This window comes from Photobacterium chitinilyticum, from assembly GCF_004104355.1.
In the GTDB taxonomy this organism is placed as follows: domain Bacteria; phylum Pseudomonadota; class Gammaproteobacteria; order Enterobacterales; family Vibrionaceae; genus Photobacterium; species Photobacterium chitinilyticum.
On the sequence record NZ_RJLM01000002.1, the window covers coordinates 199,625 to 218,195 of the forward strand.

The window sequence follows — 18,571 nt, forward strand, 5'->3', positions numbered from 1 at the left end:
AGACTACCTCCTTTTCTCAATTGCGTACGAGTTCTCCACCAGCAACTGCCAGCACGTAAGCTAACCTCAATAGATAGGTGATATCGCACAGGGTGCCGAACAGCCGATAACCAACTACTGACCAGAGAGACAATCCCAAAGGCAATCTAAGAGGCAGTCTGAGAAGCAATGGTCCAGAAACACTCAAGAAAAAGAAACGTTCAAGTTCACTTAAATCAACTGAGCAGGCGGCGTATTCTCCGCACCGCCAGTTTGATAGGTACGGCCGGAACGATTTCCTTACTCGTTCCGGGGCTCCTTCATGCCCGAGACAGCGATCCACCAGAAATAACTCTTCCTTCTATAAAGATCGGAGCCTGCGGGCCATTTAGCGGCCCAGCCAAGCACACCGGCGATGCCATCAAGCAGGGGATCCTGATGGCGCTCGAAGATGCCCGTACTGCAGGTGAAGTCCCCATTACTATTGATGGTACGTTACATGATATCGATATCGTATGGGTAGATAGCCGCTCAGCCCCAGCCAGCGCAGTCAACGCTGCTACCGATGCCATAACACGCCAAAATGTGAAACTGATGATTGGCGGCTGGCACTCATCCGTCGCACTGGCGCTAATGGAAACCGAAGCTGATCTCAACACCATTCATATCGGTCACCTCGGGGCTTCACAGTATATTGCGGCCAAAATTAACGATGATCCCCAACGCTATAGAGGCTGGTTTAAAGGTTGGCCCTCGCCGCCGAAACTGGCTGGCCTGTATGGTGCACCTCTGAAGTACATGCGGAAACAAGGGCTTTGGCAACCGGCCAATAACCGGGCCGCCATATTGGTAGAAGACAGTGCATTCGGGCGAGGCTGGGGCGAGGCCCTGATGACCAGCCTCAGTGAAGCCGGATTCGACCCGCTGCCCTACGATGTTGCCGCGCTCGACGAAACCGAATTTAGGCCACTGTTGAATAAATACAAATCCGAGCAGGTTTCGCTGGTAGCCATGACCTCAACCGGTGATGTTGCTGTCAGCAATTTCGTCAGACAGTTCAAGGAACTTGGCATCAAAGCCTTATTAATTGGACACGGACTACGCTGGTCAAGTAATTGGTATGCAGTAACAGGTGATGCTTCAAATTTCGTGATCGCCATGGACTCAGCAATGCCTATCGCACTTTGGCAACGATGGTGGGTTAGGCGATTTAAAGCCAAATATGGCGAAGATCCCAGTATTCCGGCAGCTGGCTTTCACTACGACTATACCCGGATGGCGATCAGGGCTCTCAATACCGCAAATACATTCGATTTCAATACACTGACAGCGACTCTCAGCCAACTCTCATACAAAGGGGTCTGGAATTACTACCAGTTCTCGACGGAGCCCGGAGCACATGCACTATCTGCCAACGAGGTCATGACAGGCCACTTTATGAAAGGGTTTTACCTCCCGATGGTTCAGCTATTCGATGGGCAGGCAAAAATAATCTGGCCAATTAAATATGCCGAACAGCGTTTCAGGCAACCCCCGTGGATCTAGGCTGAATACTCAAATGGAGGCTATAGCATGCACGAAACATTCCTTTTGGTGCTGGGGCTTGTCGGCCTACTGACTATTGCCAGCCTGCTGCTGCCGATTGCCAATCGTATCAACTTTCCCTACACCGTATTGCTCGCCGTCGCTGGTTGTATACTGGGCGGAATAGTCTTGGCAACCAGCAACCTTGATCCTCCGGGAATATTGGGTGATTTCCTCATATCACTCGAGGCAATGGATATCACCTCCGAGGTGGTGTTCTTTGTTTTCCTGCCGGCTCTGATCTTTGAATCAGCCCTTAATATCAATGCCCGTCACCTAATGACAGATATTGGCCCCATCCTGTTGCTGGCAATACTCGGGCTGCTCATCTCCACCATGCTGGTCGGCGTATTTGTGTGGAGTGTATCGGGGCTCAGCCTGGTTGCCTGCCTGCTGCTCGGTGCTATCGTATCAGCTACCGATCCCGTCGCCATTGTCGCCATTTTCAAAAACCTAGGCGCCCCAAAGCGACTTACCATCCTGGTCGAAGGTGAAAGCCTGTTTAACGACGCAACAGCGATCGTCCTCTTTACTATTCTGGTAACCATACTGCTCGGCAACACCGAGGCAGGCATCATCTCTGCAGCCGGAAATTTTCTGGAGGTCTTTTTCGGAGGAATACTGGTTGGCCTGTTTGCATCTTGGCTTGTCGCATCTCTGATAGGCCGACTGCGTAATCTACCGCTGGTCGAAATCACGCTGACTATCTGTCTTGCCTACCTGAGCTTTCTGCTTGCAGAGCACTACCTACATGTTTCGGGAGTAATGGCGGTCGTCACTGCCGGGTTGGTGATCAACTCATTCGGTCGAACCCAGATTTCCCCTCACACCTGGCATACCCTGACCGAAACATGGGAAGAACTGGTTTTCTGGGCCAACTCGCTGATCTTCTTCTTAGTTGGCCTGATCGTACCCAAAGTATTGGTCGACTTTACCATGGCTCACTTTATCTCGTTAATTGCCCTGATCTTTGCCGCATTTACCGCCCGCACAGCCGTGTTGTATCTGGTACTGCCGCTCATCAATAGAGTCGGCCTGGGGCAGCAGATCAGCATAGCCTTTCGCACCGTTATGTTGTGGGGAGGATTACGCGGCGCCGTCTCTCTGGCGCTGGCCTTGGTGATCCTCGAAACACCGGGGATCGCGACCGAGATCAAGACTTTTATTGCCTCGCTGGTGACCGGCTTTGTTCTGTTCACCCTGTTTGTCAATGCACCGACCATGGGCATGATGATGCGGATTTTCGGGCTTGATCGGCTTCCCCCTACAGAACGGATGATCCGCAACCGCGTGATGGCACTATCGATCAAGCGGATCCGTGAAGGACTCGAGCGTGCCGCTCACGTTGACAACATCAAGTCCACGATTGCCACCGGCGTAGCTGATATTTATGAACAGCGTTTAAACCGCGTCGAACACTCAATGTCGAAAGGTGAAAAGCAGTCCGATACCGTCACCCTCAGTGTCGGATTAAGTACCCTGACCAATCACGAACGCCATCTCTACCTCAAACGTTTTTCTGACGGGTTGGACTCGGCCAAGATCACCCGATCCCTACTATTCCATGCCGATGATCTACAAGATGGGCTAAAGATCAGCAAAGTGCATGGTTACCAGGAAGCCTATATGAATGCACTTCGATTTGGGCTATTGTTCCGAATGGCCCTATGGCTTCAGCGGCATGTGAAGCTAACCCGCCCTCTGGCTATCCAGCTGGCCAACCGTTTTGAGGTACTGAGCGTCCACGAAACTGCCGTGACAGCACTGATCGACTATAGCCAAGACAAAATCCCGCCCTTATTCGGCGAAAGCCTGGCTTTGAGCCTGGATCCATTGCTAACCGGGCGCCTGAAAGCGACTCAGCAGGCACTTGATGCCCTTCGGCTGCAATACCCGGAATACGCGGAAACATTGCAGAAACGCCACTTGGTCCGCGTTGCCCTACGGCTTGAAGAAGCCAGCTACCATCAAATGCTTGATGAGAACATTATCAGTCCGGAAGTATTCAATGACTTGGCCCGGGAACTGGACAAACGCAACCGTATCATGGATCGCCAGCCGAAACTTGACCTTGGGCTTGAACCCACCAAACTCGTGGCTAAAGTGCCGTTTTTCACCAAGATAGGCGCGCACCGGATCAGCGAAATAGCATCAATGCTTATGCCCCGGCTTGTTGTTCCGGGTGAACGTATTATCAACCGGGGAGAGCCCGGTACAGCAATGTATTTTATTTCCAGCGGTGCTGTTGAGGCCACAACGAAATACCAGCCAGTCCGCCTTGGAAGCGGTGATTTCTTCGGTGAACTGGCATTACTTACCCAAGAGCCCCGTAGTGCCACTGTCACTGCCATTAGCTATTGTCAGCTACTGGTCCTGCAGCTGGACGATTTCAACCGCATTACTTCTGCCCACCCTTATCTGCAGGAGCGGATCACCGAGGTTGCCGGCAAGCGATTGGATCTGGATATGCTGATCGCCAAGGTGCCCTTGTTCACTTCGCTTGATAGCAGCGATATCACTGCAATTACCAAGCAATTGAAGCCGCGAATGGCGGCTCCTGGTGAGAAAATCATCGTTCAGGGAGAGTCCGGCGATGCCATGTTCTTTATTGCGGCAGGTAATGTTGAAGTCACCTCGAATCAGCAAACATCTATTCGCCTTGGGCCCGGTGATTTCTTCGGAGAATTAGCGTTGCTTACTCGGGAAACACGAAACGCAGACGTCATCGCAATTGGCTATTGCGAGCTGCTGGTTTTACCCAAACAAGACTTTTACTTGCTGCTTGAAACTCAACCAACTCTAAAGGCACGGCTTAACCCTCGAGAAGATGGCAAGCAATCTTGAAAAGATCCAAAAGGTAAACCTACCAACTAGATAAGACCAGCAACGAGTATCCCCCGAAAGCATGATCAAGGTAGATTTCAAGACATCTGTGTATTCTTTTCTGTTTTCTTAATGATGACTCAAAGTACTAACAATATTTATCTAGTGTTGTATAGAAGGAGATAAATTGCGGATGGATTGTTGGTAACTATGGCAAAAAGAAGCAAAGGGGTACGATGAAGAAACTATTTATAATAATTCTAATCAATATTATTCCTCTGTTGGTATTATTAATCAGTTCATTAAGTGTTAACTGCAACTCTTCGTTAAGCCATAATAGTAACAATCAAGAGAGATGGGAGGATCAGGCAAATTTCAGTGTAAAATGTAATTTCACCGAGTCGTCTCCGACAGCAAAGTGATTATTTCATCTACTTTTTTCTTTACAAGATCAGCACAATACCGAGCTTCGATATTTAGCCTCACTAGATTTTCGGTATTTGATTGACGCAGGCTAAACCGCCAATCATCAAATTCAAGGCTGATCCCATCAGTTTCATCCACCGTTATTGCCTCCAACTGGTATTTATCTCGTACCCGTAAAATCGCTCGATCTGGCAATGAAGGGGCTGTATTAATCTCACCTGATGACGGGAACGCCTTTACCCTCTCACCAATTGCTCGAGAAAGCGGTATCTTTTTAATACTCAACAGTTCAGCGACAACCAACCAAGGAATCATTCCACTATCACAATAGGCAAAATCTCGAAAATAATGATGACCACTCATTTCACCGCCATATACGGCATTTTCATTGCGCATCGCCTGTTTTATATAGGTATGCCCGGCCTTTGACTGAACTGGCACCCCTCCAGCCGCTTTTACAATGTCTATCGTATTCCAGCTCAATCTTGGATCGTGAATAATAGTTGCTCCTTCATGCTTATAAAGGAACAATTCGGCGAGTAAGCCGACTATATAGTAACTCTCGATAAACTGCCCTTTTTCATCAAAAAAGAAACAACGGTCAAAATCACCATCCCATGCAATACCTAAATCGGCCTGATGCTCCCGTACAGCGATTGAAGTCGCTTTGCGACATTCAACAAGCATCGGGTTTGGTACGCCGTTAGGAAAATCCCCGTTCGGCTCATTGTCGATTTTTATAAATTCAATCGGAATCGCGAGCTGGGAAAAACGGTTTTCCAACGCATCGACAATATGCCCTGCAGCTCCATTGCCAGAGTTGGCAACAATGCGCATTGGCCGGATATTTTCTGGAGAAATATAGCTAAGTAAATAATCAACATATGCCGAAATATAACTCTTGTTAGTCAAGATCCCTTTCACCTCAGCATCTTCAAATTGACCACTCTCGGCAATCAACCTGATCTCAGTTAAGCCAGACTCTTTTCCAATTGGCCTAGCCCCCAGCCCAACAAACTTGATGCCATTATAGTTGGCAGGATTATGGCTTGCCGTCACTTCAAGCCCACCATCAACCTTGAGATGCTGGACGGCAAAATAGATTTCTTCCGTCCCTGTCAGCCCGAGATCAATCACATTGACTCCTGCATCCATCAGTCCCTGGCAGATCGCAGACTTAATCTCAGCAGTAGACAATCTGGCATCGCCACCAATGACAACAGTTTCCGGACGCAAGTGCTGGCCATACGCCCGTCCAATGCGGTAAGCAATGTCGATATTAAAATCCTCACCCAATTCACCACGTACGTCATAGGCTTTGAAGCAGGTCAATTTGGCCATTGTCTTTTCCTTGCTATCGAGAGTGACAAGAATGGATCAAGCACGTTTATCAGGCACATCAATACGCTCAATATCATCTTCATCCAAGTAGCTACCCGTTCGGACCTCAATAATTTCAAGCATCACCTTGCCAGGGTTTTCAAACGAATGGGGAACACCTATAGGGATGTAGGTTGACTCATTTTCAGAGAGCAAATAGCACTTACTGCCGTTGCTAACCCTCGCAGTTCCGGTCACCACAATCCAATGCTCGGCCCGGTTATAATGAATTTGGGTTGTTGTCTTCTCGCCAGGTTTTACCCTTACTTTTTTCACATGATAACGATCGCCTTCGGTAATTGCGTCGTGTGATCCCCAGGGCCGGAATATCTCCCTATGTTGCAGGCATTCGTTCCGTGATTGCTGCTGTAACTGAGATACAACATGCTTGATCTCCTGCACCTTATTTTTATTGGCCACAAGAACCGCATCTTTGGTCTCAACGATAACGAGATCATCCGCGCCAACAACCGATACCAACCGGTGTTGGGCGTTGATGTAACAATTACTGCTACTCTGAGGAAGTACATCGCCTGTAATCACATTACCGTTATCATCCTTACTATTGATATCCCATAGAGCTTGCCATGATCCGATATCACTCCAGTTTGCGTCCATCGGAGCAACCACTACATTTCGGGACTTTTCCATGACCGCATAATCAATAGAATCACTCGGGCAAGCACGGAAAGCAGCCTCATCCAATCGAACAAAATCCAAATCAAAACTGCGCCCTTCAACCGCCTCTTTGCAGAAAGACAATATTTCGGGATGGTATTTCTCCAGTTCATGGATAAACGCCGAGGCCTTGAACAAGAACATACCGCTATTCCACAGATAATCACCCGAAAGAACATACTGCTTGGCAGTCTCAATATCCGGCTTCTCAACAAACGCTTTTACCTGATAGATATATTCTGATAATGCCTCGCCTTTGCTGATATACCCGTAACCCGTTTCCGGGGCCGAAGCCGTACAACCAAATGCGACAAGTTTGCCAGCCTGTGCAGCAGGAACCGCCTGAGACACTGCAGCTGTAAAACCTGCCGGATTCAAGATGGCATGATCGGCAGCTAAAATAAGCAGAAGTGGATCAGAATCTTGTTCCAGAGCCAGTAAGGCCGCTGCTGTGATGGCTGGCGCCGTATTGCGGCCGACCGGTTCAAGAAGAATACCGCTGTGAGATAAATCTCGCTGTCGCAGTTGTTCGGCGACAACAAACCGATGCTCTTCATTGCAGACAATCATTGGCGCAAGGCAAGGCAGCGAATCCAGTCTGGTAATCGTCTCCTGCAGCATCGAGCCCTTCCCTGTCAGGGACAAAAACTGCTTGGGATACAGAGAACGAGAAAGTGGCCATAGACGCGATCCCGAGCCTCCGGCCATAACCAAAGGAAGAAGTTCGACTTTATCCATATTCAAGCTCCTTGATGATAGAGATCGGCGTAGGCACCGACCATTACCCGTTGGCTAAAATGCTCTTCAACTCTTGCCCGTGACAACAGCCCCATTGCCTCGCGTAGCGCGCGATCATGGAATAGTATTAGCAAGCCATCTGCCAATGAGTTCTGATCCTGACTCTCTACGCCCAGCCCGGTTTCACCCTCCAGAATAACTTCCTTTATCCCCCCCACCCGGGTAACTACGTGAGGAACGCCCATAGCCATCGACTCAAGCAGGGTAACCGGGATCCCTTCGGCAATCGATGACATGGCAAAGACATCGAAACGTGAGTAGTAATCACGGACACTTTGCTGCCTACCGGCAAATACTATTTTTTTTGCACTCAGAGGATCGGCATTAGACAGCGCTTTCAACACTTGCAGTTCATCTCCGCTCCCCACCAAAATCAACTCGGCAAGTCGTGAAAAATCGCAATCTTGACGGCAAGCTTGTTGAAACGCATTAATTAACAGCTCTTGGTTTTTAATTCCCTGAAGGCGGGCCACATGCCCGACAGTAAACTTCGCCAAATTTGTTTTTTTGAAATATGGGGAGAAATAATCGACATCCACTCCATTGGTGATCAATACCAGTTTAGTTTCATTGATCCCAACGTCACATTGCAGCCACCGATACAGATCCTGTGAGACGGCAACCACTTTATGGATGATCAATGAACTGATTTGGCGTAGATATCGATATTTAGCCACTTTTCCATGCGGATCATAGGTATCTCTGCCATGTTCGGCATGGATCCGCTTCGGCACCTTGGCCAACCATGCCACCCATTGATATTCGATTGTGCCCAGATTATAGCTATGAAAAACATCCGGCTTCAGATCTAACAGCAGCCGAAACAAACGCCAATGTATCGACAGATCATTACCCGCCTTCTTATTCATCTCGATAACGGTTACCGAAGACGGTAGCTCTTCGACTAAGTCACCCGCCTGAGTCAATACCACGATCGTATGTTGATATTGGTCTCCCAACTCATTAATACAATTGACAATAATCTTTTCCAACCCGCCGACATGAAAACCATAGACGAGATGACAAATATGTTTTTTGGCTATCATATTCCGACAAATATCCTTTCATCATGGTGAGGAACAAGACGACACTATTCATGCCAATCACCAACCAGTACAGATTTATACGCTTGATTTTATAGAGTATTCATCAACAGCCTTGATTTGCCCTCTCGACAATACCTCAAAGAGTTTGGCTATTTTTGTCGCATTCTGATGCCACGTTAACTGCCTGCATTCAATTGTCTGGATAGCCTGCTGCTGTACCTCGGCTTTTAACTCAGCCTCCACCGCCAGCCGTTTGATTGCTTCTAGCATCTGGTTGTTATCCCCGTCTTCAAACAGAAGAGCGTTCGACTCATGTACTAACAACTCTCTGATATTGGGGGAATCAGGGGCGACCACCGCCTTGCCTGTCGCAAGGTATTCAATGAGCTTTAACGGCGAGCACCAAGGGGTTACAGCTGGCTGAAGGGCAATATCAATCTGCGCCAGCCATCTGGGCATGGCTTCACGGCTGACTAATCCGGTAACACGTACCTGTTGTTCAATATTTAGTTCACGGGCTTTCTGTTGCAAATCATCCAGCACCGAGCCTATACCGATAATTAACAGCACAATGTTCGGGTTGTTCATCTCTGCTATCGTTTCAACAACCAAATCTAAGCGATGCCACTCGCGACAAAACCCAACAAAACCAATCACCATTTTATCGGCCAGTTCAGGCAACCTCTCATGATGTGTCGTTACGTTAAACTGGCTGGCATCTATCCCGTTGGCAATCACCGTCACATTATGCGGCTTGACACCAGCCCGGTATAAATAGCCAGCCAGTACATGTGTCACAGGCAAAATATGATCTGCATTACGCCAAGCATAAAGCTCAGACCATTTGGCCAGCATGGAAAGAGATATCCCACCATAGGCTGCTCGTTCTTTATATAGCGGTGAGTTAACCTCAAGGATCAGCGGCAACTTGAACAACTGTTTGGCCCAGACTCCTGATGGCAGAAATAAGTTATAGCGCTCGTAAATCGCCTCTGGTCGGTGCTTTCTGATAGCCAGACAAAGCTTGATGAAATCATAGAAGCTATAGCCAAACTCAAGCAGTTCGCTGATAAACCCAGGCAAAGCGTGGCGGAGCCTCGACATCCAGCCGCCATCATCACCGAACTCGGTGGCATCAGCGATGGTCGGGGCCACAATAATAACCTCATGCCCCTGCTGCCTCAGCGCACTAATAATCGCCTCGATATGTACGAACTGCCCGTCTCTTGAAGCAACGCGGTGATGATAAAGTATCTTCATACTGTTACCTCTTTGTCGTTTTCTACCGTGTCACTGTCCGTGCTCGATGAAGAGCTATCGTGCGTACCGCTACCCAGCAAATTTGAAAATATTCGGTATAGCTGATCGGTTGTTTCATCCCATGAAAACTGCTCTGCATATTGCCGTGTTTCAGCCCGCGGAGCCGGGGAGTTCAATAGCCGACCAATCGCAGTCGCAATGTCTTGGCTGTTTCGGTCAACCAACACACCCGCAGCACATGTTTTGACGACCTCCGGTGTTCCCCAAATATTAGTCGCAACCACGGGGGTTCCACATGCCATTGACTCCAGCAACACATTTGCCCACCCTTCTCGGCTTGAAGCCAGCACAGAGAGATCACAGGCCTGAAAATAGCGGGCAAGCTCGGGCTGGGAAAGCCCGCCAAGAAAGGTCACCCGATTTGATACGTTCAATTTTTTGGCCAGTCGCTTTAGCTTGAATTTATCCGGTCCCATGCCCACGATCAGTAACTGCGCCTCAGGGTGAGCCTTCATGGCTTCAATCACCAGATGATGCCCCTTTCGCTCAATGAGCAGTCCGGCCGAGAGTAATATTGGCGTGCTTAGCGGTAATTTCAGCTGCTGCCGCACTGCCTGCTGTTTCCTCTCATCGGTAAATGAGAACAGATCCAAATCAACACCGTTGCGCGAGGCAGACACCTTGGCAGGATCGGCCCCCAGATCGATCATTTCCTGCCGAAGCGCTTCGCAAACAGCAAGGTTGTGATCGCTGGCATGAAAAGTATCCTGAATTTGCTGGCGCGGCGTTTCATACTGGGGAATAAGGTTAATATCCGATCCCCTAGCCGTTACGGTAAACGGCTTATTGAGTTTTCTGGCCACCTCAGCGATCGCCACCCCGTCAGGATAAAAATAGTGTCCATCAATAAGGTCAAAATCTTCCCCCTTTGCCATCAGTGCCTTGATTTGCCGATAAAGGCTAAATGCCATTGTTTTAGGGGCTAATGTCATTCCGACCTTAGGTAGCACCAGATAACGAGGGTGATAGACCGACATGCCAAAGCGCTTTTCAAAATAGGGCGCTTTGGCGTATTGGCTATATTGACCAAAAATTGACGACTTAAAAGGAAACCAAGGGATTGGGGCTATCACTGTGATCTCGACGTCTGGATAACGCTGCCGCAACTGTTTCAGTCGAGTTTCGATAAATACACCGTGCTTAGGGTCTGCAGCATTTGGAAACAAACTCGAGATTGTCAGGATTTTCATTGCTACTGCCTCGCCATAAATAGAGAAAACATCAACAGACACCATAATGACGCGCCGTGATCCCGGTAACCTTGCTGATGGTCGCTGACCATTTTTCTCAGCCAGTCAACATCGAAAAATCCGCTATCACACATGTTGGTCGATAGAACGTGACTAGTAAGCGTATCCCTGAGGTTGGTTCTGAACCACTTTGAAATCGGCATACTGAACCCCATTTTTGGGCGATATAAAATGTTATGACCGACATAGTTTTCAAGCGAACGCTTGAATGCGTATTTTCCCTCACGGTTTCGAATATTATTTTTGCTGTTAATCGAATACGCCCACTCAACAAACTCGTGATCCAGCATCGGCGCCCTTACCTCCAGCGAATTGGCCATACTTGCCCGGTCAACCTTGGTCAGGATGTCGCCGACCAGCCATGTTTTCATATCGAGATACTGAACTTGTTTAAGAGGATCATCGGTGGTGAAAAAACGGGCATGGTGCTTGAGGATTTCAATGCCGTTATAACCATTTAAGCTTTGCTGATACCGGGAACTAAACAGGGATTGACGCTCATCACGCCGTAACTTCGATATTGAATTGGCATAGCCTTCTACGGCGTCCATTGCCAGAGACTGAAAAGTTGTTTTGGCCCGCAATGGGCGCGGAGCCCAGTCAGCCTTCGGATACAAATGCCCCAGCGGGCCAAAAAAAGACTTCCTGATTGGTCGAGGAATTGCATTTCGCAGTCGCTGCTCGACAAGGTGCATTCGATGGCGCCGGTAGCCACCAAATATTTCATCCCCACCGTCCCCAGACAGCGCTACTTTTACCGACTTACTGGCCAACTGGCAGACCCTAAAAGTTGGCAAAGCCGAGCTATCGGCATACGGCTCATCATAAATATCGACCAAGGTATCAATCAGGCTAATATCATTCGGGTCAACAATCTGCTGGCTATGCTCGGTATGATAGCGACTGGCGACCTGTTGGGCATACTCGCTTTCATCAAAAGCCTGCTCACTAAAGCCGATAGCACAGGTGTGGACGGGCTTGGTTTGCAGAGAAGCCATTAGCGACACCACCGCACTCGAATCTACACCACCGGAAAGAAATGCCCCAAGGGGAACATCTGCCGCGAGACGGATCCTTACCGCCTCCTGTAGCTTGTCGATCAGCGAGTCTTGGGTTTGCTCCCAGGACAAGACCTGATCCGGCGCACACAAATCCCAATATTGCTTAGGAGCTATCTCGCTCCCGGGGCTTAATGTCAGGTGATGACCGGGGTTGAGCTTGAATATATGTTTATAGGCACTGAATGGCTCGGGAATATAGCCATACATAAAGAACTCTTCCGCCATTTCATTCCTGAGCGTGGTGTCGACCTCAGGGTGTCCCAACAACACCTTCAGCTCAGAAGCAAAAAGAAACTGTCCATGTACTGTAACCGTATAAAACAACGGCTTCTTTCCGAGTCGGTCGCGGGCTATAAATAGCTGTTTTTTACTGCGATCCCATACTGCGAAGGCAAACATCCCGCGAAACCGTTTAACGCAATCTTCCCCCCAAGACTCCCAGGCATGAACAATCACCTCGGTATCACTGTATGTTGTAAACTGGTGGCCGAGTCCTACCAACTCATCAGCTAATTCCAGATAGTTATATATTTCCCCGTTAAACACGACAACAACAGACTGATCTTCGTTAAATAACGGCTGGTGGCCACCAGCCAGATCGATGATAGACAAACGGCGATGCGCCAGTCCGATATACTGATCGAAAAAGTACCCTTCGTCATCCGGACCACGGTGGCTCTGCAGCCGATTGATCTTCTCGAGCAAGGGCCTATCAATTCGATAAGGCTGACGCAAATTAAACACCCCAGAAATCCCGCACATTTTCAACCTCCTTACGAAGTCCTAGCGTCCCGTCTTCATGAGTTCTGTATTGGTCCGACAGGCTTTGAACTCAGCATGGGAAGGCTCTAGGTAGCCAAGCAATGGAGAGAGCTGAGCATCCCAACTATAGTGTTGCTCTATCCACTCCCTTGACTCAGTGGCAACGGACTGCTTAGCCTTCAATTTGTCGACCACCCAGCCAGCAATGTCACTTGGGCTGTCGGAGACTGCAACATGACAGGGTGGATAATTATCTAGCCCTTCCATACCCTGCGGTGAGGCAATCACCGCGCGTGACATTGACATCGCCTCCAGAATTTTATTTTGAACCCCTCTTGCTATACGCATCGGTGCAACAGCGGCTTTCGCTTTCTGAAGGTAGGGACGCACATCAACTACACGCCCCGTGACAATAATTCCCGGGATCTCAGCCAAGGACTTCACCTTTGCGGTCGGCGAGCTACCGACAATGTAGAATTTCCCATCCGGTATTTCGGCCAGTACCTTTGGCCAGACAACACGGGCAAACCAGGCGACCGCATCTTCGTTGGCCCAATAATCCATCACACCGGTAAACACCACATAATTTTCATCTTCTAGTCGATAGGCCTCTGCCAGCGGAGTGGATACAGATGAAGAGAAGAATTGGCTGTCTAAACCATTTTCCAATGTCTTTATACGGCCCCGTATACGATTATCAGCCATGTGTCGGAAAGCCCTGGTCTCCGCCTCGGTCACAAAGCAACTGATCTCAAACGTCGAGGCGACTTTTTTCTCATATCGTTCAAGCGTTCGGTGCTCCCGCCGGTACACCGCACGCATGATGCCTTGCTTTTTCTCTGCATACTGGCGCCATTTGTCAGAATCAATATCAACAAAATGCATCACCGTTCGAGGCCTGTATCGACTTGAGAGCAGGTACTGAGCCATGCAGCCCGACACAACAAACGCCTTACTAACCTGATGCTGCTCAATCGTAGAGTCGACCCACTGCTGCATCTCTTTTCGCGAATAATAAGGAAGCGTAATCGGTTTGCCGGTCAACAACGCACTTGCCCCCTTTAGCTTGCTAAAAGACGGAGAGATAGAAATAAAAAGGCTCTCTTTGCAGTATTTTTTAACTTTGGACTGATACTGCAAATCAAATGGATCATCAATGAAACAGCCCAAGTACACATCAAAGTGTCTGCTGAGATATTTAAGGATATGATAATTGGCTATTTTATCTCCCTTATTGGGAGGATAAGGAATGCGGTGGCACAGATATAATAATGGCTCTTTCATATTGCTACCCCAGATACTTAGATAAAGCCGGGCCAATAAGGCGGCTGAGCGGAAGAGGAAGCTTTTTCCAAGCTTTGATGAAGTACTTATATTTCGGGTTATCTGGTGACAAATTCGGCAATGACTTGGCATTTACCAGCGCCACCTTGTAATGAAGCGGATGGTGATCCATCCCCCAATGCTTCTTGTTGTTATACGCGCCAGAATTATTCTTGCTTCTGCCATAATCAAACAACGTTACACCTCTTCGCAGAGCGATGTGCATCAGCTGAAATATCATGTAATCACTACCACTCAACGCCTTGGATTCATAGTTTCCACCACCGTAATAGGGCATTATTTGGTCTTTGTAATAAAAGCTCAGCATGCCGGATATCGGTTGCTGATCTTTGTCATGCACCAATATCGTTTCGCAACTATCGGAAAATGTTTCTTTTAACTTCGAAAATAATTTAGGACTGAACACTGGTGTACCTAAGTTTCTGACACTTTCTGAATAGACGTCATAACAGGCTTCAATATTGTCGGAATTATCCCAGCTCAGGTTATTTTTCAACGAATGACGAATTACGTTACGTCGTTTGCGTTTTATAGTGGCTAATATCGCATCGGGTTCTTCAGGCAACGAGAGTGTAAAACGGGTATGGTGGCAATGCTTCTGCCAAGGCTCATCAGACTCGACATCGTGTTTGTCTCGCAGCTCGACATAGTCAACGTTCAGCTTACATCCCAACGCCAAGGCTTCCGCCTCAAGCATTTTTCTGATATTTGCATCGTCGGCAAGGGCGCCGCCATAAACACAAAATGGCGTGGAAACTAAGGTATGACCAAACAGCCAGCTTTTTTGCTCAAAAAGTGGGAGTACACCGACAAGGCTATCTTCTGTTTCAGCCAGCATATAATGGTGTTTGTGACCAAAGACAGAATCAATCACATCAAGCCAGCCCGATAGATGAAAAAAGCTGCCTTCCTGATGATTGTCAACATAGCTATCCCATGCTGGGTAATCGTTCCTTGATAACTTCCTGATTGCTACTTCTTGCATCGCTCTCAAATCCATTTAGTTGATAAACATTGCGCATCGTGCTCCAGCGAAAATCAGTTAATAACCGGTGGAGCTTTGCTTCCATACTGCCCAGGTTCAGATAGTGGCGGAACCTAGATTTTGCAGATACCCCCATAATCCTCGGTTGTTGCGGGTCAACTTCCCACGGATGAAAGTAGAAACTGTAAGGCTGAGATGTCTGGGTCATGAATGCATTGATGAGGTATTTGCTCAGCCAATAAGGATAAAGCCGAAAGAAGCCCCCTCCCCCGATTGGAATATTCCTTTCCAGCTTTTGAAGCGTCGGGATCGGCACTTCAACAACCCCTTCCTCACGGACATGCCGGAACCGAGGCCAATCCGGTACCCCATAGAGATCATGTTTTACCGGGTAGGTACTACTGGAATAAGCAAAACCCAACGTCTTTAATACCTCGAACGCCCACGGGTTACTGGTATCAATGGAAAAACTCGGTGCGCGGTAGCCTAATACAGCCTGACCGCTAATATCCTCCAGTAATTTTTTGCTGCGTACGACGTCATCATAAAAAGCTTGCCGTGACTGCCTGTTGGCACGCTGATGGAAATACCCGTGACTGGCAACCTCATGTCCCTCATTCACTATTGCTCTAACGATTGAAGGGCATTGCTGAGCCACCCATCCCAGTACAAAAAAAGTCGCTTTAACATCATGCTCATCGAGAATGGTCAACACACGCTCGGTATTCACCTGAGCACGCAATGGGTACCGCTTTCCCCAATGAGAAGATTTAATGACCGATGAAAAAGCCTCCACATGAAAATAATCTTCGACATCGATCGTCATGGCATTAGCAACTTGGTTTATATCTGCAGCCTTAGACCCAGCAATATTACTCCTAGAAGCCTTAGGCATAGTCACCTTCCTTTCCCAAACAAAATGATCTCAGACGTTCTGATCAGGATCAGAATATCGAGCATAAAACTACGATGTTTGATGTAGTAAAGGTCAAATTTTAACTTCTCGATTGCATCATCAAGGCTATCCCCATAGGGATATTTCAGCTGAGCCCATCCCGTAAGTCCCGGCATCACATCATGACGCTGGCTGTAATAAGGAATACTACTGTCGAATCTTTGGCAAAATTCAGGTCTTTCTGGCCTTGGCCCGACAAAGCTCATATCCCCTTTGATAACGTTATATAACTGCGGCAATTCATCAATTCGATATTTCCTCAAGAAAGCACCGACCCTAGTGATCCTCTCATCCGACTTGAATGACATTTGCGCACCATTATCTTCGGCATTAACGCACATGCTACGAAACTTATATATAGAAAAAATCTTACCTTGCCTTCCAACACGTTGCTGGGAATACAATATCGGAGAAAAAACGCCATCCTCGAGTTTAATAAACAGCGCGGCAATAATGATTAACGGCCAGGTAAGCAGTAAAACAAAAGAAGAAACAAAGCAATTAAAAAGCCACTGACCAAACTTACCAATATAACTGCGTGATGATTTCGTATTATATATAACCCATGACGGATGAATGTGGCTAACAGCTATCTGTCCGGTTTCACGCTCAATAAAATCAATAATATCAGTAATTAAAACACCATTAAGCTTACAATTGAATAATACATTGGTCGGAAGGTTACCTCGTCGTTCATCTGCCCCAATAATTATTTCTTCTATGCTATTGTCTATAACGTATTGTTCCAGTGAAGAGCTTAACTCAATTTTTGGAACAGTAGCGCTCATACATACACTATCCCCATTCATATGAACATAACCAACTAAATCAAAATTGACTCGGTCAGCACGCCTTTTCATACAAGTATTGATCAGGCTTGCCCGTTCACCAGAACCAAGCACGATAACTTTTCGGCGGTTTAAATTGGTATAATCTGTTGATAATGCTATTTGACGGCAAATCAACAGCCCTGTTGCAGAGCAAACATACAACAGCTCTCGCAGTAAAAATGGAAACGATGTGACTGGTATAAAAAAGAAAACAAAAGAAGAGAGACCATAAGCAAGGATTATTGCCACCAGAATTCTAATAGCAACACTCTTGAAAGTCGCCCTAAGCTTTTCATTATATAGTCCTACTGCTAGTGTGGATATCTGCAACGTTGAAGAAAACAGAAAAAGCTGAATGAAATAAAGGTATCCTCCAGCTTTTGGCAAACTCTCAGCATAATACACTTCAGCAAAATTCAAACCTAACGCAAACACAATAAAAATAACAATAAAGTCAGAGACAATTAATACGGTGTTACTTCTATTTAAATCATGGTATCGCATATTGGCGTTCCCGAACCTTTATATGACAATCCGTTTTATTGTTACCCTATTATTGTACATAATAAAAAAGCTGCACCATAAAAAAGTATTATATAGTTAAATAAGTTAAACATAATTATTCAACTACACTGAAGAACATAGACTTAGGTAGGCATAGATATATGCCACAATACGCAGGATGGGTATGTTTATGATAAAGAAAGGGAAATGCTTTATAACATTATTAATTGCATTTATTTCAACAAACTTATTAACTGGATGTTCATCATCTGACTTGCAAAATTTACCGTCAGCAACTACTCATCCTTCACTAACCAAGAATATAAATGATTACAATTATTTAATCGGGCCCGGTGATAGCTTGAATATTTTCGTATGGGGAAACCCAGAAATATCAGGCACATTTGATGTCCGCCCAGATGGTAAAATTTCAACCTCTCTGGTTGATGATATTGACGCATCTGGTAGAACACCGTCAGATCTAGCTCGCAGCATTGAAGCACGTCTTTCAGAATATGTCCGGGATCCGATTGTCACCGTCATCGTACAGGATTTTGTCGGCCCCTATAGCGAACAAGTGCGTGTTATCGGCGAAGCTTCCCAGCCAAAGGCAATTAATTACCGCGAGAATATGACACTGCTTGATGTCATGGTCGCTGTCGGAGGATTAACTGAATACGCTGACGGAAACGATGCCCGCCTCATTCGGGTCATCAATGGTCAGCAGCGTCAGTTCGGATTAAAAATGGGGGACCTCATCCGAGATGGTGATATCCAGGCAAACATCGATATTTTGCCCGGTGATATCATCATTATTCCTGAAGCATGGTTTTAGGAGGAAACGAA

The 18,571-nt window shown here is 47.2% G+C and carries 13 protein-coding genes; 3 read left to right on the forward strand and 10 right to left on the reverse strand.

The window, feature by feature from the left end:
* Positions 1-168 precede the first annotated feature (168 nt).
* Both EDI28_RS07110 and EDI28_RS07115 read left to right on the forward strand, forming a co-directional pair.
* Complete coding sequence (locus tag EDI28_RS07110; RefSeq protein ID WP_128783160.1) at positions 169-1,524, forward strand: ABC transporter substrate-binding protein; 1,356 nt, start codon at positions 169-171, stop codon at positions 1,522-1,524.
* Positions 1,525-1,551: 27 nt separating this feature from the next.
* Positions 1,552-4,407, forward strand: coding sequence for a cation:proton antiporter (locus EDI28_RS07115; protein ID WP_128783161.1), 2,856 nt, complete (start codon positions 1,552-1,554; stop codon positions 4,405-4,407).
* Positions 4,408-4,779: 372 nt separating this feature from the next.
* Here EDI28_RS07115 and EDI28_RS07120 read toward each other — a convergent pair whose 3' ends face one another.
* The 10 genes from EDI28_RS07120 to EDI28_RS07165 all read right to left on the reverse strand — a co-directional run bounded on the left by EDI28_RS07120 (position 4,780) and on the right by EDI28_RS07165 (position 17,725).
* On the reverse strand, positions 4,780-6,153 hold the full coding sequence (locus tag EDI28_RS07120; protein WP_128783162.1) for a phosphohexomutase domain-containing protein: 1,374 nt from the start codon (positions 6,151-6,153) through the stop codon (positions 4,780-4,782).
* Between the two features lie 36 nt (positions 6,154-6,189).
* A complete protein-coding gene (locus EDI28_RS07125; protein WP_199287387.1) occupies positions 6,190-7,608 on the reverse strand; it encodes a mannose-1-phosphate guanylyltransferase/mannose-6-phosphate isomerase in 1,419 nt (472 codons plus the stop codon).
* 2 nt (positions 7,609-7,610) lie between these two features.
* Positions 7,611-8,714 (reverse strand): glycosyltransferase, encoded by a 1,104-nt coding sequence (locus tag EDI28_RS07130; protein WP_128783163.1) that lies wholly within the window; start codon positions 8,712-8,714, stop codon positions 7,611-7,613.
* A gap of 75 nt (positions 8,715-8,789) precedes the next feature.
* Positions 8,790-9,974, reverse strand: coding sequence for a glycosyltransferase family 4 protein (locus EDI28_RS07135; protein WP_128783164.1), 1,185 nt, complete (start codon positions 9,972-9,974; stop codon positions 8,790-8,792).
* Entirely contained in the window at positions 9,971-11,224 is a 1,254-nt protein-coding gene (locus tag EDI28_RS07140) for a glycosyltransferase family 4 protein (protein ID WP_128783533.1), read from the reverse strand. Before EDI28_RS07140 ends, EDI28_RS07135 begins: the two co-directional genes overlap by 4 nt.
* 2 nt (positions 11,225-11,226) lie before the next feature.
* Entirely contained in the window at positions 11,227-13,107 is a 1,881-nt protein-coding gene (locus EDI28_RS07145) for an XrtA/PEP-CTERM system amidotransferase (protein ID WP_128783165.1), read from the reverse strand.
* Between the two features lie 21 nt (positions 13,108-13,128).
* The gene (locus EDI28_RS07150; protein ID WP_128783166.1) at positions 13,129-14,391 is read right to left on the reverse strand and encodes a TIGR03087 family PEP-CTERM/XrtA system glycosyltransferase; all 1,263 of its coding nucleotides are present in this window, start codon (positions 14,389-14,391) and stop codon (positions 13,129-13,131) included.
* Positions 14,392-14,395: 4 nt separating this feature from the next.
* Entirely contained in the window at positions 14,396-15,436 is a 1,041-nt protein-coding gene (locus EDI28_RS07155; RefSeq protein ID WP_128783167.1) for a FemAB family XrtA/PEP-CTERM system-associated protein, read from the reverse strand.
* Positions 15,381-16,331 (reverse strand): XrtA system polysaccharide deacetylase, encoded by a 951-nt coding sequence (locus tag EDI28_RS07160; protein ID WP_199287388.1) that lies wholly within the window; start codon positions 16,329-16,331, stop codon positions 15,381-15,383. The genes EDI28_RS07155 and EDI28_RS07160 overlap by 56 nt, the downstream gene beginning before the upstream one ends.
* 2 nt (positions 16,332-16,333) lie before the next feature.
* The gene (locus EDI28_RS07165) at positions 16,334-17,725 is read right to left on the reverse strand and encodes a TIGR03013 family XrtA/PEP-CTERM system glycosyltransferase (protein ID WP_128783168.1); all 1,392 of its coding nucleotides are present in this window, start codon (positions 17,723-17,725) and stop codon (positions 16,334-16,336) included.
* A 190-nt stretch (positions 17,726-17,915) separates the two neighbouring features.
* On the opposite strand from EDI28_RS07165, the gene EDI28_RS07170 reads away from it, so the two are divergent.
* The gene (locus tag EDI28_RS07170) at positions 17,916-18,560 is read left to right on the forward strand and encodes an XrtA/PEP-CTERM system exopolysaccharide export protein (protein WP_267900005.1); all 645 of its coding nucleotides are present in this window, start codon (positions 17,916-17,918) and stop codon (positions 18,558-18,560) included.
* Positions 18,561-18,571 lie beyond the last annotated feature (11 nt).